Annotated in this window: 22 protein-coding genes; 7 read left to right on the top strand and 15 right to left on the bottom strand. The window is 59.3% G+C overall.

Going from position 1 to position 23,972, the window contains the following annotated elements:
- Positions 1–14: 14 nt before the first annotated feature.
- From GIR22_RS19415 to GIR22_RS19405, 3 genes are all read right to left on the bottom strand, one after another.
- On the bottom strand, positions 15–1,328 hold the full coding sequence (locus tag GIR22_RS19415; RefSeq protein ID WP_154744887.1) for a leucine-rich repeat-containing protein kinase family protein: 1,314 nt from the start codon (positions 1,326–1,328) through the stop codon (positions 15–17).
- A 120-nt stretch (positions 1,329–1,448) separates the two neighbouring features.
- Positions 1,449–2,198 (bottom strand): anti-sigma factor family protein, encoded by a 750-nt coding sequence (locus GIR22_RS19410; protein ID WP_154744886.1) that lies wholly within the window; start codon positions 2,196–2,198, stop codon positions 1,449–1,451.
- A complete protein-coding gene (locus tag GIR22_RS19405) occupies positions 2,195–2,701 on the bottom strand; it encodes a sigma-70 family RNA polymerase sigma factor (RefSeq protein WP_154744885.1) in 507 nt (168 codons plus the stop codon). Before GIR22_RS19405 ends, GIR22_RS19410 begins: the two co-directional genes overlap by 4 nt.
- A gap of 170 nt (positions 2,702–2,871) precedes the next feature.
- Here GIR22_RS19405 and GIR22_RS19400 point away from each other — a divergent pair, with 170 nt between their 5' ends.
- Together GIR22_RS19400 and GIR22_RS19395 are read left to right on the top strand one after the other, a co-directional pair.
- Positions 2,872–3,954 carry a catalase family peroxidase gene (locus GIR22_RS19400; protein ID WP_154744884.1) on the top strand — a complete coding sequence of 361 codons (1,083 nt, stop codon included), beginning with the start codon at positions 2,872–2,874 and terminating at the stop codon, positions 3,952–3,954.
- Positions 3,951–4,490, top strand: coding sequence for a cytochrome b (locus tag GIR22_RS19395; protein WP_154744883.1), 540 nt, complete (start codon positions 3,951–3,953; stop codon positions 4,488–4,490). The genes GIR22_RS19400 and GIR22_RS19395 overlap by 4 nt, the downstream gene beginning before the upstream one ends.
- Positions 4,491–4,493: 3 nt before the next feature.
- On the opposite strand, the gene GIR22_RS19390 is transcribed toward GIR22_RS19395, so the two are convergent.
- Positions 4,494–5,693 (bottom strand): MFS transporter, encoded by a 1,200-nt coding sequence (locus GIR22_RS19390; RefSeq protein ID WP_154744882.1) that lies wholly within the window; start codon positions 5,691–5,693, stop codon positions 4,494–4,496.
- A 99-nt stretch (positions 5,694–5,792) separates the two neighbouring features.
- Here GIR22_RS19390 and GIR22_RS19385 point away from each other — a divergent pair, with 99 nt between their 5' ends.
- Positions 5,793–6,239: a winged helix-turn-helix transcriptional regulator gene (locus GIR22_RS19385; protein WP_154744881.1), complete on the top strand. Its 447-nt coding sequence runs from the start codon at positions 5,793–5,795 to the stop codon at positions 6,237–6,239.
- A 31-nt stretch (positions 6,240–6,270) separates the two neighbouring features.
- Here GIR22_RS19385 and GIR22_RS19380 read toward each other — a convergent pair whose 3' ends face one another.
- Both GIR22_RS19380 and GIR22_RS19375 read right to left on the bottom strand, forming a co-directional pair.
- Positions 6,271–7,422, bottom strand: coding sequence for a M14 family metallopeptidase (locus GIR22_RS19380; RefSeq protein ID WP_154744880.1), 1,152 nt, complete (start codon positions 7,420–7,422; stop codon positions 6,271–6,273).
- A gap of 480 nt (positions 7,423–7,902) precedes the next feature.
- The gene (locus GIR22_RS19375; protein ID WP_154744879.1) at positions 7,903–8,250 is read right to left on the bottom strand and encodes a DUF6124 family protein; all 348 of its coding nucleotides are present in this window, start codon (positions 8,248–8,250) and stop codon (positions 7,903–7,905) included.
- Between the two features lie 130 nt (positions 8,251–8,380).
- On the opposite strand from GIR22_RS19375, the gene GIR22_RS19370 reads away from it, so the two are divergent.
- Positions 8,381–9,028, top strand: a complete 648-nt coding sequence (locus GIR22_RS19370) for a LexA family protein (RefSeq protein WP_154744878.1) — start codon at positions 8,381–8,383, stop codon at positions 9,026–9,028.
- On the opposite strand, the gene GIR22_RS19365 is transcribed toward GIR22_RS19370, so the two are convergent.
- From GIR22_RS19365 to GIR22_RS19350, 4 genes are all read right to left on the bottom strand, one after another.
- On the bottom strand, positions 9,025–10,974 hold the full coding sequence (locus GIR22_RS19365) for an acetyl-CoA carboxylase biotin carboxylase subunit (protein WP_154744877.1): 1,950 nt from the start codon (positions 10,972–10,974) through the stop codon (positions 9,025–9,027). The two genes, GIR22_RS19370 and GIR22_RS19365, sit on opposite strands and share 4 nt — an antisense overlap.
- Positions 10,971–11,777: a gamma-carboxygeranoyl-CoA hydratase gene (locus GIR22_RS19360; RefSeq protein ID WP_154744876.1), complete on the bottom strand. Its 807-nt coding sequence runs from the start codon at positions 11,775–11,777 to the stop codon at positions 10,971–10,973. Before GIR22_RS19360 ends, GIR22_RS19365 begins: the two co-directional genes overlap by 4 nt.
- A 17-nt stretch (positions 11,778–11,794) precedes the next feature.
- On the bottom strand, positions 11,795–13,399 hold the full coding sequence (locus GIR22_RS19355; RefSeq protein ID WP_154744875.1) for a carboxyl transferase domain-containing protein: 1,605 nt from the start codon (positions 13,397–13,399) through the stop codon (positions 11,795–11,797).
- Between the two features lie 77 nt (positions 13,400–13,476).
- On the bottom strand, positions 13,477–14,640 hold the full coding sequence (locus tag GIR22_RS19350; RefSeq protein ID WP_154744874.1) for an isovaleryl-CoA dehydrogenase: 1,164 nt from the start codon (positions 14,638–14,640) through the stop codon (positions 13,477–13,479).
- A gap of 174 nt (positions 14,641–14,814) precedes the next feature.
- Here GIR22_RS19350 and GIR22_RS19345 point away from each other — a divergent pair, with 174 nt between their 5' ends.
- Positions 14,815–16,497 (top strand): AMP-binding protein, encoded by a 1,683-nt coding sequence (locus tag GIR22_RS19345; protein ID WP_154744873.1) that lies wholly within the window; start codon positions 14,815–14,817, stop codon positions 16,495–16,497.
- Between the two features lie 616 nt (positions 16,498–17,113).
- On the opposite strand, the gene GIR22_RS19340 is transcribed toward GIR22_RS19345, so the two are convergent.
- From GIR22_RS19340 to GIR22_RS19330, 3 genes are all read right to left on the bottom strand, one after another.
- Positions 17,114–18,016, bottom strand: a complete 903-nt coding sequence (locus GIR22_RS19340) for a hydroxymethylglutaryl-CoA lyase (protein WP_154744872.1) — start codon at positions 18,014–18,016, stop codon at positions 17,114–17,116.
- Between the two features lie 11 nt (positions 18,017–18,027).
- On the bottom strand, positions 18,028–18,426 hold the full coding sequence (locus GIR22_RS19335; RefSeq protein ID WP_154744871.1) for a MerR family transcriptional regulator: 399 nt from the start codon (positions 18,424–18,426) through the stop codon (positions 18,028–18,030).
- A 122-nt stretch (positions 18,427–18,548) separates the two neighbouring features.
- Complete coding sequence (locus GIR22_RS19330; RefSeq protein ID WP_154744870.1) at positions 18,549–19,499, bottom strand: LysR family transcriptional regulator; 951 nt, start codon at positions 19,497–19,499, stop codon at positions 18,549–18,551.
- A gap of 150 nt (positions 19,500–19,649) precedes the next feature.
- On the opposite strand from GIR22_RS19330, the gene GIR22_RS19325 reads away from it, so the two are divergent.
- Positions 19,650–20,879: an acyl-CoA dehydrogenase gene (locus tag GIR22_RS19325; RefSeq protein ID WP_154744869.1), complete on the top strand. Its 1,230-nt coding sequence runs from the start codon at positions 19,650–19,652 to the stop codon at positions 20,877–20,879.
- 52 nt (positions 20,880–20,931) lie between these two features.
- On the opposite strand, the gene GIR22_RS19320 is transcribed toward GIR22_RS19325, so the two are convergent.
- Together GIR22_RS19320 and xthA are read right to left on the bottom strand one after the other, a co-directional pair.
- The gene (locus tag GIR22_RS19320; RefSeq protein ID WP_154744868.1) at positions 20,932–22,269 is read right to left on the bottom strand and encodes a substrate-binding domain-containing protein; all 1,338 of its coding nucleotides are present in this window, start codon (positions 22,267–22,269) and stop codon (positions 20,932–20,934) included.
- Positions 22,270–22,359: 90 nt separating this feature from the next.
- Entirely contained in the window at positions 22,360–23,172 is an 813-nt protein-coding gene (gene xthA / locus GIR22_RS19315) for an exodeoxyribonuclease III (protein WP_154744867.1), read from the bottom strand.
- 146 nt (positions 23,173–23,318) lie between these two features.
- Between xthA and GIR22_RS19310 the strand changes: the two genes are divergently transcribed.
- The gene (locus GIR22_RS19310; RefSeq protein ID WP_154744866.1) at positions 23,319–23,960 is read left to right on the top strand and encodes a GNAT family N-acetyltransferase; all 642 of its coding nucleotides are present in this window, start codon (positions 23,319–23,321) and stop codon (positions 23,958–23,960) included.
- The last annotated feature ends 12 nt before the right edge of the window (positions 23,961–23,972 follow it).

Raw genomic sequence — 23,972 nt, 5'->3', positions numbered from 1 at the left:
GGGTTCTGCACTGCTTACAGAGCGTGCAACAGCCCTTCGATTTCCCCAAACCTCGGCCGCGCCAACACATCCGGTTGGCAGCAACGTTCGCGTAACGTTTCCAGTTGCTGACGCTTCGCCTCATCCAAACTGCTATCGACTCGCTCCAGCAACTCCCCCAACAACACCCCGAATGCCCGCACCTCAATGCGTTGCAAGGCTCTGGTTTCAAGGCTTTCTGCGATGGCATGGAACGAAGCCGCGCCAAAATCCCCCAGCAGGCAATCACCGGCCTCGTTGCACATAATATTGTGGCCATACAGGTCGCCGTGGGTGATGCCCTGGTGGTGCATGTGGGCCGCCGCCGAGGCTATCCCGCGGGCTATGCGCAGGGCCGCGTCGGCACTCAAGCGAGTGGTGGGTGCATAGACGTCGCGGGTACAGGAGGCCAGGCTGGGCAAGGCTGCCAGGTTACGGTAGCGCGGATCGATCAACTGCATTACCAAGGCTGCCTGGTTGTCGGGATGGTCGGTAACCCGTCCTTCAACCTTGATCAGGTTGCTGTGCTGGCCGGCCGCGATGCAGGCTTGCATTTCGTGCAGTGGTGAGCCGTCGCTGGTGATGCTGCCTTTATACATTTTGACCGCGACCGCCTGTGGTGGGCGGTTTGGCGGCGTCCAGGTCGCCTGGCGGATGATCCCGGAGGCGCCTTCGCCCAGCACCTGCTCCAGAGCAAGCTGTGACCAGGGTATGTTCGGTGTTGCGTCGTTACTGGCAAGCGCCACGGCCATCTCCACCGGATTGCCTGCATAGGCCAGCCAAGTCAGGCGAGGCAAGGCCAGCAGCCAGCCCGGCAGGTGGGTCAGGCGGTTGGAGGCAATGCGGATCAGTTCCAGGTTGTGGCAGTTGGCCAGGCTTTCCGGCAATTGTTCCAGGCGGTTGCCGGCCAGCATCAGTTTTTGCAGCCGCGCACGTTCACCCAGTTCCGTCGGCAACTGGCTGATCTGGTTGTCGGTGAGGATAAGCCAGCGCAATAGCGGCGGCAGGGAGGCCCCCGGGACCTTTTCGATACGGTTGGCCTTGAAAGCGACCATGCTCAACTGCGGGCATTGGCCCAGGCATTCAGGTACTTCGGTGAAGGCGTTGTCCGAGCAGAACAGCACGCGCAAGTGGCGCAGGCGATGCAGGTCATCCGGCAAGCTGCTCAAGGCATTGCCGCTCAGATTGAGGATCTCCAGGGAGTCCGCCAGGTCGAATATTTCCCGGGGAAATTCGCTTAGTCCGCAGGACAGATCCAGGCGTGTGGCGCCGGCCAACTGGCCGGCTTTGAGTTGGGCAAGGGTATCCATGAACAGCGCAGTCACTCGGTAATAGGGACGTGAATGACTGTCATGATAGCGGCTCGAGAGGGCCAAGGCCCCGCTCAAATGTGCTGGGCCTGCCCTCCTCAGGGCGAAGCTGGCCGGTGGCTAAAACTTCAGCGTGTGCTTGAGCATCTGCGTGGTTGGCTCGTCCGAAGGGCTGACCATCGCATAGTTGTAACCACCGCCGGACCAGTACTGGGCCTGCAACCCATCGGCCTGGCTGCTGCCACGGGGCAGCAGTTTGTTCTGCGGACCCGGTGGCCGGATGTAGAAGCTGATGCGCCGGCCCTGCGGGTCTTCATACAACACCATGGCCGCCGCGCCTTGCTCGGTGGTGAGCAGGCGCCCGCTGACCGCCTTGAAACCGGCCTGGGCCAGGTCCGGCAAGCGGTTGGCTTGGGTGAAGTAGCGGTCGAGCCAGGTTTGCATGTCGCCGTTGCCTTGCACGCGGTAGTCAGCGGGCAGGATGCCGTTCTGGGCAAACAGACGGTAGGCCTGCATGGCGTCGGTCATGGGGAGCACTGTGCCCTGGCTCATCTGCCGAGCCTGCCAGCCGCCCAAGCCCCCCAGGCTGACGGTAATCAACAGCACCGCAGCGGTGGCGAGGTGGCGGCGGGACTGGTGCTTGATCCGCTGGCGAATCAGTGCCGGATCCAGGTCCGGGTTAGTCGTTTGTTGCAGCGCTCCGCTCAAGGACGCTCGCAGGTGTTGGGCATCCCGTTGCCACTCTTGGACCTGGGCCGCGACGTCGGGGTGGGTCGCCAGCCAGGTTTCGAGTAGGCGTCGATCAGACTCCAGGAGCTGGTGATCGACGTAGGCGTGCAAGTCGCGTTCGCTGGGAGGCAGGCTGATCATTTGAGTATCCGCAGGGAAGGGCTGGTGATTTCGCCGTCGCTGAGTTGGCGCAAGGCCTGGCGCGCGCGGGACAGGCGAGACATTACGGTGCCGATAGGCACATCGAGGATATTGGCGACCTCTTTATAGCTCAAGCCCTCGACCGAGATCCAGAGCAGCAGGGCGCGTTGTTCGGTGCTTAGTTGATCGAAGGCTTGCAGGGCCGACTGGGCCATGACAGTGCGCTCAACCGAGGGTTGGGCGTCATCACGGTCGGTGAAAAATGCCAACATCCGTGCGTAACGCCGGGAACGGCGGTGGGCGTCGAGGAACTGTCGATAAAGGATCGAGAACAGCCACGCTCGCAGGTCGCCTTCTGGGCGTTTGTCGGCCCAGCGGATGATCGCACGTTCAAGGCTGGCCTGAACCAGGTCATCGGCGCTGCTGGAGTTGCGTGTCAGGGATACCGCAAAACGCCGCAGCCTGGGGATGAGTTCACGTAACTGTTCGTCGAATTCGTGCATGGGGTTCTGGCTAGTCGCTAGGCTTGGACTAGGAAGACGTCCGAGGTTGAAGGTTATTCCAGAGGCTGAAAAATAAACAGCGGCGACGGGAATAAAGTCTCCCGGCGTTCGTCCTATTGCTCCGACCTTCCGGTTTCACCCCTCAAGGCCTCTGGCCCTGGAGTTTTTTCATGGTAGAACACTCATCACCGCCACGTGCGCCGCTAAGCACCGCAAGCCTGATCGCTCGATTGGTCGGCATCGGCGTGGTGGTGGCGGTTGTGGCAGGGGCATTCGCCTACGTCAATGGTACGCTCGACCCGCAGCGCCTACGCCCCAAGACGCTAGTCAATGCCCTGGAAACCAATAGCGGTATACACCTGGGCTACCGTCGCAACCACGCCAAGGGTGTATGCGTGGCGGGTTATTTCCAGAGCAGCGATCAAGCGCGCCCATATTCCAGTGCCCAGGTGTTCAGTGAGGCGCGTACGCCGATTATCGGCCGTTTTGCCTTGCCCAGTGGCAACCCATATGCGCCGGACAGCAGTGTGCCGATCCGCAGCTTGGCCGTGCAGTTCAGCTTGGCCAACGGCCAGCAATGGCGTACCGGGATGAATAGCATGCCGGTGTTTCCGGTGGGTACTCCCGAGGCGTTCTACCAGATGCTCAAGGCCGGCGCCCCGGACCCTGCCACCGGCAAGCCGAACCCGGCCAGCATGCCGGCTTTTTTCGCGTCCCATCCAGAAAGTTCGCCCTTCCTGGCGTGGGTCAAGACTGCCAAGCCTTCGGCCAGTTTTGCCACTGAAGCCTATAACGGTATCAATGCCTTTTACCTGGTAAATGCCAACGGTCAGCGCCAGGCGGTGCGCTGGGTCGTGGTGCCGCTGAGCCAGGACGCGCCGGGTGCAACGGCGCCTGAAGGCAGTGATTTCCTGGAAAGAGACCTGGCTCAACGCCTGGCTGCAGGCCCGCTGCGCTGGCAATTGAGCATCACCCTGGCCAACCCCGGGGATCCGGTCGATGACGCCAGCAAGGCCTGGACCGGCCCACACACAGTGTTGAACGCTGGGACGCTGGTGTTGGAAAGCAGCCAGCCACAAATCGATGGCGATTGCCGCGACATCAACTTTGATCCGTTGATCTTGCCCAGCGGGATTGAAGCCTCGAGCGATCCGCTATTGGCAGCGCGTTCGGCGGCATACTCCAGTTCCTACTTGCGTCGCACCAGTGAAGTTGGACAGTTGCACAGCGCCCCTCAGGAGTCGAAGCCATGAATGTTCAATCTCGGTTTTTCAGTCCTCTGGCGCGGTTGCTGCATTGGCTGATGGCGTTAATGGTCATCGCTATGTTGTTTATCGGGGCAGGGATGGCAGCGTCGGTGTCGGAGCGGCATGAATGGCTGCTCCACCTGCACAAGCCCCTGGGGATCGCCATTCTGGCCTTGGTGATTGTGCGACTGGTGGTACGTTTCTCCACACGCCAGCCACCGTTACCCGTTGATTTGCCGCTATGGCAAGTGCTGGCGGCCAAGGTTTCCCACGTGGTGTTGTATGCCTTGATGCTGGTGTTGCCCCTGCTGGGATGGTCGATGATCTCGGCGGCGGGGGATCCGGTAATGCTTGGCAGTTCCTTGCAGTTGCCAGCATTGGTCCCGGCCAATGCGCAACTGTTTGCGTGGTTGCGCAAGGCCCATGGGTTTCTTGCCTACCTGTTGTTTCTGACGGTGCTGTTGCATCTGGCGGCGGCGTTGTTCCATGGGCTGATCCGCCGCGATGGCGTGCTGCAAAGCATGACCGGCACCAAAGACTGATACCTAGCCTTGCGCCGGCTGTGATTGTGCCGCCGGTGCTGGGCCCAAGGTGATCAGCCAGTAGATCAGCGCCAGCAGATTGATCGCTGCACCCAGGCTGCACACGCTGATCCATCCTCCCCAAGCGTACATCATCGTCGATCCTGCCGACCCTAACGCGCTGCCCACCGAATAAAACAGCATGTAGCCGGCCGCCAGCCGACTCTGGGCTTCGGGGCGCACGCTGTAGATCAGGCTCTGGCTGGTGACGTGGACTGCTTGCAGGCCCAAGTCGAAGGCAATCACCCCGAGCAACAGCGCCCACAGGGACGATTGGGTAAAGCCGATTGCCAGCCAGGACACCAGCATCAGGATCAGGGCACCACCGCTGGTCCACTGGGCGAAGCCGCAATCGGCCAGGCGTCCGGCACGGGCGGCACCGAGGGCGCCTGCTGCTCCGGCGAGTCCGAACAACCCTATTTGTGTGTGAGACAACGACAGTGGCGGGGCACTCAGGGGCAGTACCAGCGGCGTCCACAACACCGTGCCGGCAGCAAAAACCAGTAGGGCCAGGACCGCACGATCGCGCAGTGTTTTTTCTTGTTTGAACAGGCTGAATACCGAGCGGATCAACTGTGCATAAGAGCCGGTGGCACGTGGTTGCTCGAGAGCGGGCAAGATTCGCCAGAGCAACAGCGCCATCAGCAAGGTCAATCCTGCCGACAACAGGTACACCGAACGCCAGCCGGCCAGGTCCGCCATGGCACCCGACACTGTGCGGGCCAAGAGCAGGCCGACAACGATGCCACTCGTGACTAGGCCCACGACATGCCCACGCTGCTCGGGCTGCGCCAGGTTGGCGGCAAAGGCCACCAGTGTTTGTGTGACCACTGCCAGCAGGCCGGTCAAGGCCATGCCGACCAGCAGCCAGAAACTGTTGGAAGAGAGCGCCACTAGTAGAACCGTGAGGGTCGACAGCAGCAGGTGGCTGACGATCAAGCGACGACGGTTGAGCAGGTCTCCCAGAGGCACCAGCAGCACCAGGCCAATGCCATAGCCGATTTGGGTCAGGGTAATGACGATACCGACCGTAGCGTGATCCATGGCGAAGGTATCGGCCATGGCATCCAGCAAGGGCTGGGCGTAGTAGACATTCGCCACCGCCAGGCCACAGGCGATAGCGAACAGCAGCACCACGGCGCTGCTTAACGGGGATTTGGACATGAGGCGCTACCTATTCCGGTTTTGAATTAAAACCAGTTGTACGGTAAGGATTCTAGTTTTATATTGCAACTACATTTCTTCTAAGGCAGGTAAGTTCCCATGGTCAAGCTCACCCGCTTTGAAAGCGCCGAATGTCCGGTGGCCCGCTCCCTGGACGCCATTGGTGACGGTTGGTCGCTGCTGATTATTCGCGATGCCTTTGACGGTATTCGGCGGTTTGGCGAGTTTCAGCGCAGCCTTGGAGTGGCCAAGAACATCTTGTCTACACGCTTGCGCACGCTGGTGGCCCACGGGATTTTCGAGATCGTTCCGGCGTCGGACGGCAGTGCGTATCAGGAGTACGTGTTGACAGAAAAAGGCAGGGCACTATTTACCGTGATCATTGGCTTGCGGCAGTGGGGCGAGGGGTTTTTCTATGGGAAAGGGGAGGTGCATTCGGTGATTGTGGACCGCGAGCAGGGTGAGCCTGTGCGTACGCTGGAGTTGCGCTCGGCGGATGGGCGGCTGCTGGGGCCGCAGGATTGCCGGCGCGTGGCGGTTCAATAAGGGCCCCAACCCTGGGCCCTTTATTGCAGGGCTAACGCAATACGCAAACGATATCCGCCACGGTGCTCAACACATCCTTACCCAACTGCATTGAACGTTTGCCCGACCAACCGGTGTGTGCATTAGGTGCATCGTCATTGTCCTTGAAGGGCATCTCCAGGGTCAGTGACAGGCAGTCGAATTTCTCGCCGACGCTGTTGCAGGCCAGAGTCATATTGGCTTGGCCCGGCAGGTCACGGGTGTAGCCGTGAGCGGTCTGGAAGTCGCGGGTCAGGGCGCTCAGGTGGCTTCGGAAACGTTTTTCCAGCTGTTCGATGCGTGGCGTATAGCCAGGGTTACCTTCGCAGCCGGCGGTGAATACGTAGGGGATTTCTTCGTCGCCGTGAATATCCAGGAACAGATCGACACCGTATTTTTCCATCTGCTGCTGGACGAATAGCACTTCCGGGCTGATTTCCTGGCTCGCATTCTGCCAGGCGCGGTTGAGGTCCTGGCCCATGGCGTTGGTACGCAGGTGGCCGTGGAAGGCGCCATCGGGGTTCATGTTTGGCACCAGGTACAGGTCGGCGGTAGCCAGGAGTTGTTTCAGTTCATCGTCGCCATCTTGTTGCAGGCGTTCGATGATGCCTTCCATAAACCATTCGGCCATGTGTTCGCCGGGATGCTGTTGGGCAATGATCCACACCTTGCGCTGTCCTTCGCGGCCTTTGCCACGGCGCAATAACTGAATATCGCGGCCCTCGACGCTTTTACCGGTGGCCAGCAATTGCGTGCCGGCACGATTCAACGCCTGCTCGATCAACCCATCATGACGATCACGGCTGTAGGGTTCGAAATAGGCAATCCACGCCTGCTTTTCCCGGGACTCCAGCGAGATATGCAACGTCTCGCCATCAAAGCGGGTGGGCACACGAAACCAGTTGATATGGTCGTAGGACGCAACAGCGTTGTAGCCGCTCCAGGCATGTTTGTAGGAGGACTGGCCGGCATTGCTCAGGCGGAAGGTATGGGTGTGGCCCACATACATGCCTTCGGCCTTGAAATGGAACCACTGGAAGTGCTGGCTGCGGGTATCGGGCTTGATGGCCAGCAGCAACTGATGGGCATCGCTGGCGTCGAGGACCTGGATATTTCCGCTGTCGAAGTTGGTACTGATTTTGATGGAGGTCAAGGCCACGGTCATAGTCTGGTTGCCTGAATATGAGTGTTATGGCGGGCATTTTACACAGGAGCGGGGGGAGGTCGGGGAGCAAATACTGAGGTGCAGGAGGGGGGGCGTCATCCATGACGCAGCAGCAGCTTAGAATCTATGAGATTGATTCTCAAGCGCTATTTTTGAAAGACTGGGGCTAGAGCGCTCAATCACCTTTTTTCGGCGATATTCTTTTGCTACCATGCGCGCCATTAAGCAACACACAGTCTTCATTAGCCTGAAGCCATGCCAGAAAAACTGGCAAAAAAAAGACCCGGCCAAAGAGCCGGGTCAAAAACCGTGATTAGCCTGATGAGGAGATATTCCAAGAGTCCGACCTAAGGTCCCTTGGTCTATCGACTGATCTCGCGATCAGCTGATGCAATAATAATCATTATCATTTGCAAGTCAAATGTTTTTATCCCGTGGATAGAAATATTTTTCTCTCCCGTCTTTCGGCAACGCCTCCAGCTATCGATTTGCCCTGCCTGGTGCTCGTAGCGATCGCTCTACCATGGCCTTGGCCATATCAATCAAATACACCACCGAAAACGCCAGGTCCCGGCTATTGCCCAGGCTGCTGTTCGCTGACTCATAGGCGGTGGCGGCCGCACTGCGTAACAGGTCGCAAGCGTGGACCAGGGCTTCTTCATCACTGACATCGGTCTTGACTTCAAACAACGCGTCGTCGATGCAGGGTCCTGATACATTCTCTTTCAAGTAATAGTCGATCGCGCGCTGGGCAGCGCCACTGCTGCGAAGGTTCAGCAGTTCATCATCGTTGAGTGTGTTGGGCTGGTAATCCGGGGATGTTGTCATGAGGTCAGTACTCGGGGTGGGGTGTCGAATGCCTGGGTTGAATAATAGTACGATCCGTATTTGTGTCATTTGATTGATTAATACAAAGTGTTTATTGTGGCTGTAAGTACACACCGTATTGTCAGGCCCCATGGATAAATGGATAGCGTTGGTCAAAGCCAACATGAAGGACCGCAAGGTCACGCAGGATCAATTGGCCGAACGCTTGGGGATGTCTCAGGGCGGTGTTGGTCATTGGCTGAACAAGCGGCGCGAGCCAAGCATTTCTGACATGAACCGGGTGATGGAGGCGCTGGGTCTGGGGTACCTTGAAGTCACCCTGGTGATCCGCGCAAAACCCACCCTGCCTATGGGCGACGAGTTGCCACCGGAGGAGCAATACAACCCGTATTTCCGTTACCCGGTCAGCGACTGGAAAGGAGCCTGCGAAGTGCGAGAAGAGCCAGCGCCCTACGGCGCCGCCCGTTTCGAGTTGACCGACTATCATGCCCGGGGTGCGGCATTCTGGCTGCGGGTGATGGGTGATGCCATGACGGCCCCCGCAGGCTTGAGTATCAGCGAGGGCATGATGATCCTGGTGGACCCGGCGATCGAAGCCGAGCCCGGTAAGCTGGTGGTCGCACAATGGGCCTTCAGCCCCCAGGCGACCTTTCGCAAATTGATGGAGGAGAGCGGCCAGCTTTACCTGGTACCGCTCAACCCGACCTACCCTAAAATGCTATTCAGCGATGAATGCCGGATCATCGGCGTGGTGGTGCAGGCGATCGCGAAATTTTAATCTTCCAGTTCTACCAATGCATTGCCTTCGGCGACCATTTCACCTTCCTGGCAATACAATGCCTTGACTACCCCGGCATGGGGCGCGCGGATGCTGTGCTCCATCTTCATGGCCTCCAGCACCACCAGTTGTGTACCCGCCTCGACCGTTTGCCCGACGTCCACCAGTATCCGTACGATGCTGCCGTTCATCGGTGCGCTCAGGCCGCCTTGATGAAGCTGGTTGGCTTCGACTGCGGCAATCGGGTCAAACAGGGTGACGCAGTGCATTTCATCGCCCCAGCGCAGAAATAGTGCGTTCTCACCTGGCACAGCCAGGTATGAGCGGCGTACGCCGTGCTGTTCGATCACCAAGTGTTCACCTTGTAGTTCTGGCGCCTCGTCGCCGCCTTGCAAGATCACCAGTCGATCCTGCCCATTGCAGCTCAAATGCAACGACGTCTCGGCAGGTAAGCCTGAGCGAAAGCCGTTGGTATGGGCCCAAGGCGAGCCCGGATCATCCGTTCGTACCCTGGCGGCGCGACTCTGTATCAAACCGTGGCCAGCGGCCTGCCAGAACTCATCGCTCAACTCGCTGGCCGCTGGCAATAATTGCTCCTGATAACGGGGGATAAAACCGGTATCCAGTTGCGCTGCCGCAAACGCCGGATGGCCAATGATGCGCCGCAGAAAGCCCAGGTTGGTCTTCAGCCCGCCGATGGCAAATTCATCCAGCATGGCCAGTAACCGCAGGCGTGCCTGTTCGCGATCCTCGCCCCAGGCAATCAGCTTGCCCAGCATCGGGTCGTAGAACGGCGAGACGCTGTCCCCTTGCTCGACGCCGCTGTCCACTCGACGCCCCGGCCCCGGCGTAGGCTCACGGTACAGTGCCAGGTGCCCGGTGGCCGGCAGAAAGTCGTTGCCCGGGTCTTCGGCGTACAACCGTACCTCAATGGCATGGCCCCGTAGCGGCACTTGCTCTTGCGTCATTGGCAGCGGCTCGCCCTGGGCGACGCGAATCTGCCAGGCCACCAGGTCCAGGCCGGTGATGGCTTCGGTGACCGGGTGCTCCACCTGCAGCCGGGTGTTCATTTCCATGAAGAAAAACTCACCCCGGGCATCCAGCAGGAACTCCACGGTTCCGGCTCCGACGTAGCCGATGGCTTGTGCCGCACGCACGGCCGCGTCCCCCATGGCCTTGCGTTGCGAAGGGCTGAGGCCAGGCGCGGGTGCTTCCTCGACCACTTTCTGGTGTCGACGCTGGATCGAGCAGTCGCGCTCGTTCAGGTACAGGCAATGACCGTGCTGATCGGCAAATACCTGGATTTCTACATGGCGAGGCTTGATCAGGTACTTTTCCACCAGCATCTGCGAATTGCCAAAAGACGACAGTGCCTCACGTTGCGCCGACGCGAGGGCTTCGGCCAATTGGCTGATATTCTCGACCACCTTCATGCCCTTGCCGCCACCGCCGGCGGTCGCCTTGAGCAGCACCGGGTAGCCAATGCGTTCAGCGGCCTGGCGGAAAGTCTCCAGGTCCTGGGCCTCGCCGTGGTAACCGGGTACCAGGGGTACGCCAGCGGTTTCCATCAGTGCCTTGGCGGCGGACTTGCTGCCCATGGCATCAATGGCCGAGGCGGGAGGGCCGAGAAAAATCAGCCCTGCGGCTTCGATGGCACGGGCAAACCCGGCGTTCTCCGAGAGAAAACCATAGCCAGGATGAATCGCCTGGGCGCCACTGGCCTTGGCTGCGGCAATCAACTTGTCGATTTGCAGGTAGCTGTCGGCGGCCTTGCTGCCGCCCAGGTCGACACGGATATCGGCCTCGCGGCTGTGGCGTGCATCACGGTCCGTGGCGCTGTGCACGGCGACGGTGGTCAACCCCATGGCTTTGGCGGTACGCATGACGCGGCAGGCGATTTCGCCACGATTGGCCACCAATACAGTATTGAGAACGGGTGAACTCATGAACGCGGCTCCTGAGACTGCCAACTGGGCGCTCGTTTCTGCAAAAAGGCCCGCAAGCCTTCCTGGCCTTCGCTACTGACGCGGATGCGGGCAATGGCGTTTTCGCAATAACGACGCAGGGCCGGGGTGAGGGCGCCGTGACCCACTTCTCGCAGCAGATCCTTGCTGGCGCGCATGGCCGCCGGACTATTGAGTAGCAGGTTGGCGATCCATTGTTCGACTTGGCGCTCCAGTTCGCCGGCCGGATAACTCTCTGCCAGCAGTCCGATCTCCCGTGCGCGCTGGCCGCCAAAACGTTCCGCCGTCAGGGCATAGCGCCGGGCCGCACGCTCGCCAATCGCCTGGACCACAAACGGGCTGATCACCGCAGGTGCCAGGCCGATGCGCACTTCCGACAGACAGAACTGCGCATCATCGGCGCCAATGGCCATATCGCAGCAACTGATCAGGCCCAGGGCGCCACCGTAGGCCGCGCCCTGGGCCACTGCCAGGGTCGGAATCTTCAGCTTGGCCAGGTTGTACATCAACTCGGCCAGCTCCCGGGCGTCATCCAGGTTGGTGTGATAGTCCAGTTCGGCCGATTGCTGCATCCAGGCCAGGTCGGCGCCGGCGCTGAAGTGCTTGCCACGCCCGCGCAACACCAGGAAGCGCAGGGTTGGGTCGCCCTGGACCTGATCCAGGGCGATGATCAGTTCGCGGATCATTTCGGCGTTGAAGGCGTTGTTCTTTTCTTCGCGGCTCAGCCACACAGTGGCAAAACCACGGGGGTCGATGACCAGTTCGAGGGTGTTGAAATCGCTCATGTACGAGGCTCCTGCGGTCACATGCGGAACACGCCGAAGCGGCTCGGCTCAATGGGGGCATTCAAAGAGGCGGACAAGGCCAGGCCCAGCACGTCACGGGTCTGCAACGGATCGATGACGCCATCGTCCCACAGGCGGGCGCTGGAATAGTAAGGGTGGCCCTGGGTTTCGTATTGGTCGAGGATCGGCTGCTTGATGGCCGCTTCTTCTTGGGCACTGAATGCCTGGCCGGCACGTTCGGCCTGTTCTCGCTTGACCTGCACCAGCACGCCGGCGGCTTGTTCGGCGCCCATGACGCCAATGCGCGCGTTGGGCCACATCCACAAAAAACGCGGGTCATAGGCGCGACCGCACATCCCGTAGTTACCGGCACCGAAGCTGCCGCCGATGATCACCGTGAACTTCGGCACCTTGGCACAGGCTACCGCGGTCACCAGCTTGGCGCCGTGCTTGGCGATGCCGCCGGCTTCGTATTTCTGGCCGACCATGAACCCGGTGATGTTCTGCAGGAACAGCAGGGGAATCCCGCGCTGACAGGCCAGTTCGATAAAGTGCGCACCTTTTTGCGCGGCCTCGGCGAAGAGGATGCCGTTGTTGGCCAGGATCGCAATCGGGTAGCCATGCAGATGAGCAAAACCGCACACCAGGGTGGTACCAAACAGCGCCTTGAACTCATCGAATACCGAACCGTCCACCAACCGGGCAATGACTTCCCGCACATCGAACGGTTGCTTGGCGTCTGCTGGAATGACCCCATACAACTCGTCGCTGGTATACAGCGGTGCCACCGGAGTGCGCTGCTGCAACTGGCCCTGCTTGCGCCAGTTGAGGTTGGCGATGCTGCGCCGGGCCAATGCCAAGGCATGTTCATCACTGTCGGCATAGTGGTCGGCCACGCCGGAAATCTTGCAGTGCACATCGGCACCGCCGAGGTCTTCGGCGCTCACCACTTCACCGGTAGCCGCCTTTACCAGCGGCGGCCCTGCGAGAAAGATCGTCGCCTGTTGGCGGACCATGATCGCTTCGTCCGCCATGGCTGGTACATAAGCACCACCTGCGGTGCAGGAACCCATCACCACCGCAATCTGCGGGATGCCCTGGGCGCTCATGTTGGCCTGGTTGAAGAAGATTCGTCCGAAGTGCTCGCGGTCGGGGAACACTTCATCCTGGCGTGGCAGGTTGGCACCGCCTGAGTCCACCAGATAAATGCATGGCAGGCGATTCTGTTCGGCGATGGTTTGCGCCCGTAGATGTTTTTTCACCGTCAGTGGGTAGTAGGAGCCGCCTTTCACGGTGGCATCGTTGGCGACAATCATGCACTCGACGCCTTCGACCCGACCGATCCCGGCAATCACGCCAGCGGCTGGCACCTCTTCGCCATACACTTGATAGGCGGCCAGTTGGCTGAGTTCCAGAAACGGCGAACCAGGATCAAGCAGGCGATTGATCCGCTCCCTGGGCAACAATTTGCCTCGGGACGTATGGCGTTCCTGAGCCTTGGCACCACCGCCTTGCTGCACGTGGGCGAGCAGGGTGTGCAGGGCATCGACCTGCTTGAGCATCACCGCGCTGTTGGCGGCGAACTCCGCCGAGCGCTGGTTGAGTTGGGTATGCAAAATCATGGCTTACTCCGTAAGCGCTGCAAGCTGCAAGTATGAGCGTGGTGTTCTTGGCGCTTGTTGCTTGCAACTGCCGAAATTCATTTCGTTTCGTTAAACAGTTCGCGACCAATCAACATGCGCCGAATCTCGCTGGTACCGGCGCCGATTTCATACAGCTTGGCGTCACGCAGCAGGCGACCGGCGGGGAATTCGTTGATATAGCCGTTGCCGCCAAGAATCTGGATCGCATCCAGGGCCATCTGTGTAGCGTGTTCGGCGCTGTAGAGGATCACCCCGGCAGCGTCCTTGCGGGTGGTTTCACCGCGCTCACAGGCTTGGGCGACGGCATAAAGGTAGGCCCGGCTGGCGTTGAGTTGGGTGTACATGTCGGCGACCTTGCCCTGGATCAGTTGGAACTCGCCGATGCTTTGGCCGAACTGCTTGCGGTCGTGGATGTACGGAACGATCAGGTCCATACAGGCCTGCATGATCCCGGTAGGGCCGCCAGACAGCACCACGCGTTCGTAGTCCAGGCCGCTCATCAGCACTTTCACACCGCCATTGAGTGCGCCGAGGATATTTTCTTCGGGCACTTCAACGTCGTCGAAAAACAGCTCGCAGGTGTTGGAGCCGCGCATGCCCAGCTTGTCGAACTTGTTGCTGCGACTGAAGCCTTTCCAGTCCCGCTCGACGATAAAGGCGGTGATACCGTGCGGGCCCTTTTCCAGGTCGGTCTTGGCGTAGATCACGTAGGTGTTGGCGTCGGGACCGTTGGTGATCCAGGTCTTGCTGCCGTTGAGTACGTAGTGGTCACCGCGCTTGTCGGCGCGCAGCTTCATCGAGACCACGTCGGAGCCGGCATTCGGCTCGCTCATGGCCAGGGCGCCGATGTGCTCGCCGCTGATCAACTTGGGCAGGTACTTGAGTTTCTGCTCGTGGTTACCGTTGCGGTTGATCTGGTTGACGCACAGGTTGGAGTGGGCGCCGTAGGACAACGCGACCGACGCCGAGCCACGGCTGATTTCTTCCATGGCTACCACATGGGCCAGGTAACCCAGGCCGGCGCCACCGTACTCTTCCGCGACGGTGATGCCCAGCAGCCCCATGTCACCGAACTTGCGCCACATGTCGGCGGGGAACAGGTTGTCGATGTCGATCTGCGCAGCCCGGGGCGCAAGCTCCTTGGCGACGAAGGACTGTACCTGGTCGCGCAGTATGTCGATGGTTTCACCGAGGGCGAAGTTCAGGGAGGGATAGCTCATGGACGGGCACCTTCTAAGCTTTGTTGTTGTGTGGGCTGATTGCGCGGAGGAGGGCGCTCACCTTTACGTTAACGTAAGCTTGCATTGCATGGCTGTCAATCGTAGTTTACGTTAACGTCAAGCTCGCTCGGTATAGAGCATCGTCCACCTACAAAAAAGACAATAGGGGCCGTTATGGAACAACCGGATCAGAGCTACAGCCGTGGCTCCCAGAGCAAGGCCTTACTGGCTGAAACCATCGGCCAGGCGTTCGATCGCACCGTGGCAGAGTATCCCGATGGCGAAGCGCTGGTGGTTCGACACCAACACCTGCGCTACACCTGGCGGCAACTGGCCGACGCTGTCGACCTGCATGCCCGCGCCCTGTTGGCGCTGGGCTTGCAGACAGGTGATCGGCTCGGCATCTGGGCCCCCAACGGTGCCCAGTGGTGCATCAGCCAGGTGGCCAGCGCCAAGCTGGGAGTGATTCTGGTCAACATCAACCCGGCCTACCGCAGCAGCGAGTTGGAGTACGTGCTCAAGCAGGCCGGTTGCCAATGGCTGATCTGTGCCGGCTCGTTCAAGTCCTCCGATTACCACGCCATGTTGCAAGAGTTACTGCCGGAACTGGCGCAGCAGTCCAGTGGCCAGTTGCAGTGCGAACTGTTGCCTGAACTGCGTGGGGTGATCAGCCTTGATCCGCGACCGCCCTCGGGATTCCTGCCCTGGTCGCAGTTGTCGGTCATCGGCGCAGGCGTCCCGCCAGAGCAGTTGCATGCTCGCCAGGCCAGCCTGCACTTCGATCAGGCCGTTAACATCCAGTACACCTCCGGCACTACCGGCTTTCCCAAGGGAGCGACCCTCAGTCATCACAACATTCTCAATAACGGCTACATGGTCGGCGAAAGCCTGGGTCTCACGGCGCAAGATCGCCTGGTAATCCCGGTGCCGCTTTATCACTGCTTCGGCATGGTCATGGGTAACCTGGGCTGCATCACCCACGGCACCACGATGATTTACCCCAACGATGGGTTTGACCCATTGCTGACCCTGATGGCTGTCGCCGAAGAACAGGCCACCGGCTTGTACGGCGTGCCCACCATGTTTATCGCCATGCTTGATCATCCGCGCCGTACCGAATTCGACCTGTCGTACCTGCGCACCGGGATCATGGCCGGTTCTACCTGCCCCATCGAGGTGATGCGCCGGGTGATCAGCGAGATGCACATGAGCGAAGTGCAGATTGCCTATGGCATGACCGAAACCAGCCCCGTATCGCTACAGACCGGACCGGATGACGGCCTGGAAGTACGCGTCACCACCGTTGGGCGTACCCAGCCACACCTGGAAAGCAAGATTATCGACGAGGCCGGTAACACTGTTCCCCGCGGCCAGACCGGTGAACTGTGTACCCGCGGTTACAGTGTGATGCTCGGTTACTGGAACAACCCCACCGGGACCCGCGAAGCCATCGACGACGCTGGCTGGATGCACACCGGCGACCTGGCGACCATGGACGAGCAGGGCTATGTATGCATCGCCGGGCGCAACAAGGACATGATCATTCGTGGCGGCGAGAACGTGTATCCGCGGGAGCTTGAAGAGTTTTTCTTCACCCATCCGGCGGTGGCGGATGTGCAGATCATCGGCATCCCGGACGCGTGCTACGGAGAAGAAATTGTCGCCTGGATCAAGTTCCACCCCGGCCATGTTGCCAATGAGTTGGAGCTGCAAACCTGGTGCAAGGGGCGGATTGCCCACTTCAAGACGCCCAAGTACTTCAAGTTCGTGGACGAGTTTCCGATGACGGTGACAGGCAAGATCCAGAAATTTCGGATGCGCGAGATGATGATAGAGCAACTGCGTGCGCAGGATTGAGAGCGGCGTAAATCGAATATGGGGTGGGCTTGATCGCTTCGGCATCAGCCCGATGATGGCCTCAGGAATACCTTTATCCAGAAAGCAACAAAGGGGACCCGAAGGTCCCCTTTAATTTGTTGTCACGTGCTCTTTTTTTATTATTGAGGGGCGGTCTATTGTTGTTTTTAGCAACCGTGGCCCTTTACCGCTATTTTTGGCGACCCCCATCCGGGGTCAAGAGCAAACGTATTTTTTTGAACGCTGACCTGCTTCTTCGTATGCGATCCAACCAGTGGGTAGCTACCTTGGGGTAGTTTTATTATTCTCTGCCCGGTTGCGAGTGGCGGCATCTGCCGTACCCTGCGAAGCACATCTTCTCCAAAAAAATCTGTTAGCTGCGTCTCTGCCGTGTTGTTTTTGTTATGCCAGAGTCGTTACGTCTTATTTTTATTAGGTTTGGTGCTTTTTATTCTTGTTATGCCATAGAGATAGCAGAAGCCGTGCCAACTTTTTAAATTTCTTTAAAAACAATTACTTATGGTTTTGTGGGAAATTGACACCGCGTCAAAGCCAATGAATATGTTCCCGTGTTACTCGATGTGTATGCGTGCGGTAACACATCCCCCCGGCAACGCTACTCACCCAGACTGCGGGCCTTGGCCACTCGCGAGCCCGTGGGGCGGCCAAGTACTGAACAAATCTGCTGGCCCGCCAGGATCAGCGACTCCATATCGATCCCGGTGTGGATACCCAGGCCATTGAGCAGGTACAGCACGTCCTCGGTGGCCACGTTACCGCTGGCACCCTTGGCATACGGGCAGCCACCGAGGCCGGCGATAGAACTGTCAAACACCTGGATGCCCTCCAGAAGGCTGGCGTAGATGTTGGCGATGGCCTGCCCATAAGTGTCATGGAAGTGCCCCGCCAGGTTTTCCCGTGGCACATGGGCACCCACCACCTCGAACATCCGTCGTGTGGTGCCTGCCGTACCGGTGCCAATGGTGTCACCCAGGGAGACTTCGTAGCAGCCCATGGCAAACAGCTCGCGGGCCACCGCCGCAACTTGTTGCGGGGCGACCTGGCCTTCGTATGGGCAGCCCAGCACGCACGACACATACCCGCGTACGCTGACGTCATGCTGTTTGGCTGCCGCCATGATCGGCGCAAATCGCTCCAGGCTCTGGCTGATGGAGCAGTTGATATTGCGCTGGGAAAACGCTTCGGAAGCCGCCGCAAACACCGCTACTTCCTTGACCCCCGCCGCCAACGCATCTTCAAAGCCGCGAAGGTTTGGCGCCAGTGCACCATAGGTCACGCCCGGCTTGCGCTGGATTTTCGCAAAAACCTCGGCCGAACCGGCCATCTGTGGCACCCATTTGGGCGACACAAAACTGCCGACCTCGATGTAGCCCAGGCCTGCAGCCGTGAGGGCGTTTACCAGCTTGACCTTGTCAGCCACGCTGATGGGCTGGGCTTCGTTCTGCAATCCATCGCGAGGGCCAACCTCCACCAAGCGTACGTGAGAGGGAACGGACATGGCATTTACCTCTATGAATGGCCAATCTGGCTCTGAATGGTCTGTTCCAACACCTGGGTGCAACGCTCTTCGGCGGTATCGAGCTCCAGCTTCATCTGTTCGATATCCAGCAGCTGTTGTTCCAGCTGTTCGCGGCGCTCGGCGATTTTCATCAGCATGCTGTGCAGCTGTTTCTGATTACCGCTGCTGGGGTCGTAGAGCTCGATCAGTTCACGGCACTCGGCCAGGGAGAAACCGATGCGCTTGCCCCGCAGGATCAACTTGAGACTGACCTTGTCCCGCGGTGAATAGATACGCTCCTGACCCCGGCGTTCCGGGGACAGGAGGCCTTGTTCCTCGTAGAAGCGAATAGCGCGGGTGGTGATGTCGAGCTCGCGGGCGAGGTCGGAGATGCTGTAGGTCGTGCTCATGAGGGCGCCCAAGGAATGTCTTGGGCGTTAAGCTAATGGTTGGTTGACGTTTACGTCAAGCAGGTCTCCCTTCTATAAGAAGCGAGTTTGTCTATAGACGTCCCGCATGAACGCGGTGCCCTTCAGTTCTTCGCGAGCAAGCTCGCTCCTGCATCCAGCTTCTTCTCATGGGCCGTCACTTGCTGGCACAACTCAATCATCTGCTCGCGCATCCATCGGTTGGCCGGGTCCTGGTCGGTGCTTTCGTGCCAGTACAGGTGGGTTTCCACTGACGGAACGTCATTGACCGGCAGGTTGAACCAATGCAACTCATTACGACGGGCAAATCGCTCCGGTACTGTCATTACCATGTCAGTTTGTTGCAACACTTGCGAGGCCATCAGGTAATGCTGGGAACGCAGGACGATCTTGCGCTGGATACCCATCTTGCCCAATGCCAGGTCAACATGGCCCAGGCCGTTGCGTCGGCTGGAAATATGGATATGGGTCAGCGCCAGGTAGTCATCCAGGCTGAGTTTTTCCTTGGCCGCCATCGGATGACCCTTGCGCATGGCGCACACATAGCGGTCCTCCATCAGCTTGACATGACGTACTTGCGGGTCGGTGTTAAGCGGTGCGTCCACCGCAAAATCCAGGCGGCCAGCGGCCAGGTCCTTGGTGGTTTCCCGGCGTTTAGATAGAAAGCTCTCGATAATCACCGTCGGTGCCAGGCGACGCAGGCGCTGGAACAGTGGCGGTAAAATCACCGCTTCGGTCAGGTCGGTCATGCTGATACGGTAGGTTTTGGCCGCCTGCAGTGGGTTGAATATGCGGCTTTCCTGCACCGACACCCGCAGCAGCGACAACGCATTGCGCACCGGGCCGATGATATTCTGGGCCATGGGCGTCGGTACCATGCCTTGGGCGGTACGCACGAACAGTGGGTCGTTGAAGGTTTCCCGCAAGCGTGCCAGCGCATTCGACACCGCCGGCTGGGTAATGCCGATAATCTGCCCGGCGCGGGTCAGGTTGGCTTCGGTGTAGATCGCGTCAAAGACGATGAAAAGGTTGAGGTCGACCTTGCTCAGATTCATTTCGCTGCGCTCTTATTGTTTGGTGTTCATACGCCGATCATATATCGGTGATGAATGTTAATACACGCCGAGAATAGGTTAGGTAAATTATCAGCGCTGTTCTAGCATCGATCACATGACCTAAACAACCTCCAAAGAAGGTAGCCGATCATGGATTTCTCCTATTCGCCCAAGGTTCAGGAACTGCGTGAACGCGTCACCGCGTTCATGGACGCTTACGTCTACCCGGCCGAACCGGTGTTCGAGCGCCAGGTCAGCGAAGGTGATCGCTGGCAGCCAACGGCCATCATGGAAGAGCTTAAGGCCAAGGCCAAGGCCGAGGGCTTATGGAACCTGTTCCTGCCGGAATCGGAGTTGGGGGCCGGCCTGACTAACCTGGAATACGCCCCCCTCGCGGAAATCATGGGCCGCTCATTGCTGGGGCCCGAGCCGTTCAATTGCTCGGCACCGGACACCGGTAATATGGAAGTGCTGGTGCGCTACGCCAGCGAAGAACAGAAACAACGCTGGCTGGCACCGCTGCTGCGGGGTGAAATTCGTTCTGCGTTTGCCATGACCGAGCCGGATGTGGCTTCTTCCGATGCCACCAACATGGCCGCTTGTGCGGTTCGCGATGGCGACGAATGGGTGATCAACGGTAAAAAATGGTGGACCTCCGGCGCCTGCGATCCGCGCTGCAAAATCCTGGTTTTCATGGGCCTGAGCAACCCTGATGCGCCGCGCCACCAGCAGCACTCGATGATCCTGGTGCCGACGGACGCCCCTGGGGTAAAGATCGTCCGTCCGCTGCCAGTGTTCGGTTATGACGACGCGCCCCATGGCCACGCCGAAGTGTTGTTCGAAAACGTCCGTGTACCGTATGAAAACGTTCTGTTGGGTGAGGGTAGGGGCTTTGAAATCGCCCAGGGCCGCCTTGGCCCAGGACGTATTCATCACTGCATGCGTTCCATCGGTATGGCCGAGCGTGCGCTGGAATTGATGTGCAAACGTTCCGTGAGCCGGACCGCGTTCGGCAAACCATTGGCGCGCCTGGGGGGCAATATCGACAAGATTGCCGACTCGCGAATGGAGATCGACATGGCGCGTCTGCTGACCTTGAAAGCCGCCTACATGATGGACACCGTCGGCAACAAAGTGGCGAAAAGCGAAATCGCCCAGATCAAGGTAGTGGCACCGAACGTGGCCTTGAAGGTGATCGATCGGGCGATCCAGATCCATGGTGGCGCAGGGGTTTCCAATGACTTCCCGCTGGCCTATATGTACGCCATGCAACGCACCCTGCGCCTGGCCGACGGCCCGGACGAAGTACATCGGGCGGCCATTGGCAAGTTCGAGATTGGCAAATATGTGCCGCGGGAGATGATGCGTAGCGGGCAGTAGTCGATGATCATTCCCACGTTTTGCGTGGGAATGTCGCCCTGCAGGCTCTGCGTCAATACACCCAGACCTCTACCCGCCGATTCTTGATCCGGCCCTCATCCGCCGTATTCGCCGCCACCGGCATCTCATCGCCAAACCCGCGAATATCGCGTAATACCACGCCGTGCTTGACCAACTCCCGACGTACCGCCATGGCTCGCAACTTCGAGAGCAGGGTGGCGCGTTGCGAATCATCCTTGGCATCGCCAAACCCGGCCAGCGTCACTTGTTTATTGAGCTTGTCATGGTTGCGCAGATAGGCCGCCACCCGCATCACGTCCTGGCGCGCCTTGTTGTCCAGGCTGGCGCTGCCTTCCTCGAAACGAAAATTCACGGTCAGCCGTTGGGCCTCACGGGCAATGGCTTGATAAGCCTCGGGCATCGGTGCGCGCGGTTCCACCCTCATGGCCCGTACCTGTTGCGCGATAAAACCGTTGGCAGCCACGATTGCCTGCCCCTTGGCACTTTGGGCAAAGTCCACCAGGGCCTTGGCCCATGGGTTCTGGCCCACGGGCGGCAGGTAAAAGTACAGGCGTCGTGACAGCGGGTAGTCTTCAGTGGCAATCAAGCTATTGAGGGGCGGCATGGCTTGCGAGTCACCGTCGACAATCGCTACGGCCTTGGCCTGGCGTACATATGGCAAGCCGATAAAACCGATGCCCTGGGGATCGTGGCTGACGCCATCCGATAACTTTTCGCTCGACTCAAAGCGTTTTGCTCTGGGGTCCAGGGATGTGTCCCGGGGGGCGAGTACCAACTCCTTGAAGGTGTCATAGGTACCGGACTGATCATCCCTGGCATATAGATGAATCTTCCCGCCGCTACCGCCCAGCGCTTCCCAGGTGGTGACCTCACCACTGAAAACCTGCGCCAGTTGCTCTGTGCTCAGCGCGTTCAGCGGGTTGTGGGGGTGGAGGATGATCGCCAGGCCATCAATGGCGATAACGTGTTCGGCGTCCGGGCTTTTCAAGTCGCCCAAGGGTTCCAGCGCCATCCGTTCATTGTCCTTGATCGGGCGGGACGAGGCAGCAAGGTCGGCGTTGGCCTTTTGCAGCGCGGTAAAGCCGGTGCTGGAACCGTGGGCGGCGACCTCTATAGTCACGCGCTTGCCTTGACGGGTTTTACCCATGACGTGTTGTTCATTGGCCTGGCCAGATGAGGCGCTGTGCACATCCTGCAAGCCCTGTTGTTCCATCAGGCCCTTGACCAGGGCTGGACCCAGGGTGGCGCCAATGGTGTTGGAACCTTGTATGCGCAAGGCTGGGCCGTGGACAGGAAGGGGCAGTTGAGTCGAAAAAGCAGGGAAGGGAACGCAGCAAATTGCCAGCAGATACAGAACGCGCAGCATCATGCCGGCACCTTCTCAAACCAAGGAAGTGCCGGAAGATTAAGTCAGGCAAGTTGCATAAATATGACGGTGGTCTCTGTGGGGCGAGGCAGATCAGCTCAACTCAAGCCAGATCGGCGCATGATCGGACGGCTTTTCCAGGCCGCGCAAATCATAGTCCACGCCGGCGTCCTTGACTCGAGGCAGCAAACCTTGGGATGCCATGATCAAGTCAATCCGCAGCCCACGCTTGGGCTCATCTTCAAAACCACGGCTGCGATAGTCGAACCAGCTGAAGCGGTCGACCACATCCGGGTTCAAATGGCGGAAGCTGTCCACCAGGCCCCAATTCTTCAAGCGGGCCAACCACTCACGTTCTTCCGGGAGGAAGCTGCACTTGCCGGTCTTCAGCCAACGCTTGGCATTGTCGGCACCGATACCGATGTCGCAGTCTTGCGGGGAAATATTCACGTCGCCCATCACCACCACCGCCTGGTCATTGCTGAACTGGCTCTCCAGCAACTGTTGCAGGTCTTCGTAGAAACGTTGTTTGGCCGGAAATTTGGTGGGGTGGTCGCGGCTTTCGCCTTGTGGGAAATAGCCGTTCATGATGGTGATCGGGTTGCCGTTGGTATCGGCGAAAGTGCCCCAGATAAACCGCCGCTGGGCGTCTTCGTCGTCACTGGCAAAACCTTTGTGCACCGCCAGCGGTTCCTGGCGTGAGAGCAAAGCAACACCGTAGTGGCCTTTTTGCCCGTGGTAATACACGTGATAACCCAGGGCTTGCACCTCGGCCAATGGAAACTGGTCGTCGTGAACCTTGGTTTCCTGCAGGCCAATCACATCCGGTTGATGTTTCTCGATCAGTGCCGCCAGTTGATGAGGGCGCGCGCGCAGTCCGTTGATGTTGAAGGAGACGATTTTCATGGTCGGCGGTCCGGTCCTGGCAAAACAACGATGCTAGCCGACAAGTCGGATGGGAGCCAGCGGCTACAATGAACGAGTTGTACCGCAAAGGCTCGTAATAATAAGAGCGCAGCCTTTTGAGTCGCGTCCAGGGGAGAACAACAGTTATGCCTGACACCTCGACCCAGATCCACATGCTCGACAGCGGCTACTCCCGCGAAGCTCGCTCCCTGTTGTACCAGGCGTATCGTCATGAGCCGACCTTCGCCTACCTCTTCGAAGCCGAGCGCCCTGGTTACGAACAACGGGTGCGCGCCACGGTGCGCGAGTTGGTCAAGCAGCACTTCTTGCAGGACTTGCCGGCCATCGGGCTGCTGGTCAATGACCGGCTGATTGGCATCGCATTGATCGCTCCGCCACAACGACGACTGGGCATTACCGACAGCTGGGCCTGGCAATTGCGCATGTGGCTGAGCACCGGCGTGCGCGGTACCCGGCGCTACCTGGAATACCACCAGGCGGTGCTGGCATGCCTGCCATCGGATGCGGTGCACATGCTCCCGCTGCTAGGGATTCATCCGCAATTCCAGGGCCAGCACTACGGCGAGCAATTGCTGGAAGCGGTCCATAACTGGTGCGCCGAGGACCCTCATTCTTCGGGTGTGGTGCTGGACACTGGCAACTCCCTTTACCTGGAGTTTTACAAGCGTCAGGGGTATGAAGAAATTGGCGAAGTCGCAGTAGGGCCGATCCTTGAACACGTGTTTTTTCATCCAAATCCGCAGGTGTTACATGTTGCAACGGGTTAGCGCAGAATTATT

Source organism: Pseudomonas karstica, assembly GCF_009707515.1.
GTDB classification, from domain to species: domain Bacteria; phylum Pseudomonadota; class Gammaproteobacteria; order Pseudomonadales; family Pseudomonadaceae; genus Aquipseudomonas; species Aquipseudomonas karstica.
This window is presented reverse-complemented; position numbering and strand designations above follow the sequence as displayed.

Excerpts from the sequence above, each read along its gene's own strand:
- GIR22_RS19390 (WP_154744882.1), bottom strand. The coding sequence starts at position 5,693 with ATGTCCAAATCCCCGTTAAGCAGCGCCGTGGTGCTGCTGTTCGCTATC.
- GIR22_RS19350 (WP_154744874.1), bottom strand. The coding sequence starts at position 14,640 with ATGAGCTATCCCTCCCTGAACTTCGCCCTCGGTGAAACCATCGACATA.
- GIR22_RS19375 (WP_154744879.1), bottom strand. The coding sequence starts at position 8,250 with ATGACAACATCCCCGGATTACCAGCCCAACACACTCAACGATGATGAA.
- GIR22_RS19400 (WP_154744884.1), top strand. The coding sequence starts at position 2,872 with ATGGTAGAACACTCATCACCGCCACGTGCGCCGCTAAGCACCGCAAGC.
- GIR22_RS19325 (WP_154744869.1), top strand. The coding sequence starts at position 19,650 with ATGGATTTCTCCTATTCGCCCAAGGTTCAGGAACTGCGTGAACGCGTC.
- GIR22_RS19365 (WP_154744877.1), bottom strand. The coding sequence starts at position 10,974 with ATGAGTTCACCCGTTCTCAATACTGTATTGGTGGCCAATCGTGGCGAA.
- GIR22_RS19335 (WP_154744871.1), bottom strand. The coding sequence starts at position 18,426 with ATGAGCACGACCTACAGCATCTCCGACCTCGCCCGCGAGCTCGACATC.
- GIR22_RS19340 (WP_154744872.1), bottom strand. The coding sequence starts at position 18,016 with ATGTCCGTTCCCTCTCACGTACGCTTGGTGGAGGTTGGCCCTCGCGAT.
- GIR22_RS19320 (WP_154744868.1), bottom strand. The coding sequence starts at position 22,269 with ATGATGCTGCGCGTTCTGTATCTGCTGGCAATTTGCTGCGTTCCCTTC.
- GIR22_RS19355 (WP_154744875.1), bottom strand. The coding sequence starts at position 13,399 with ATGATTTTGCATACCCAACTCAACCAGCGCTCGGCGGAGTTCGCCGCC.
- GIR22_RS19405 (WP_154744885.1), bottom strand. The coding sequence starts at position 2,701 with ATGCACGAATTCGACGAACAGTTACGTGAACTCATCCCCAGGCTGCGG.
- GIR22_RS19380 (WP_154744880.1), bottom strand. The coding sequence starts at position 7,422 with ATGACCGTGGCCTTGACCTCCATCAAAATCAGTACCAACTTCGACAGC.
- xthA (WP_154744867.1), bottom strand. The coding sequence starts at position 23,172 with ATGAAAATCGTCTCCTTCAACATCAACGGACTGCGCGCGCGCCCTCAT.
- GIR22_RS19310 (WP_154744866.1), top strand. The coding sequence starts at position 23,319 with ATGCCTGACACCTCGACCCAGATCCACATGCTCGACAGCGGCTACTCC.
- GIR22_RS19345 (WP_154744873.1), top strand. The coding sequence starts at position 14,815 with ATGGAACAACCGGATCAGAGCTACAGCCGTGGCTCCCAGAGCAAGGCC.
- GIR22_RS19415 (WP_154744887.1), bottom strand. The coding sequence starts at position 1,328 with ATGGATACCCTTGCCCAACTCAAAGCCGGCCAGTTGGCCGGCGCCACA.
- GIR22_RS19360 (WP_154744876.1), bottom strand. The coding sequence starts at position 11,777 with ATGAGCGATTTCAACACCCTCGAACTGGTCATCGACCCCCGTGGTTTT.
- GIR22_RS19385 (WP_154744881.1), top strand. The coding sequence starts at position 5,793 with ATGGTCAAGCTCACCCGCTTTGAAAGCGCCGAATGTCCGGTGGCCCGC.
- GIR22_RS19330 (WP_154744870.1), bottom strand. The coding sequence starts at position 19,499 with ATGAATCTGAGCAAGGTCGACCTCAACCTTTTCATCGTCTTTGACGCG.
- GIR22_RS19395 (WP_154744883.1), top strand. The coding sequence starts at position 3,951 with ATGAATGTTCAATCTCGGTTTTTCAGTCCTCTGGCGCGGTTGCTGCAT.
- GIR22_RS19370 (WP_154744878.1), top strand. The coding sequence starts at position 8,381 with ATGGATAAATGGATAGCGTTGGTCAAAGCCAACATGAAGGACCGCAAG.
- GIR22_RS19410 (WP_154744886.1), bottom strand. The coding sequence starts at position 2,198 with ATGATCAGCCTGCCTCCCAGCGAACGCGACTTGCACGCCTACGTCGAT.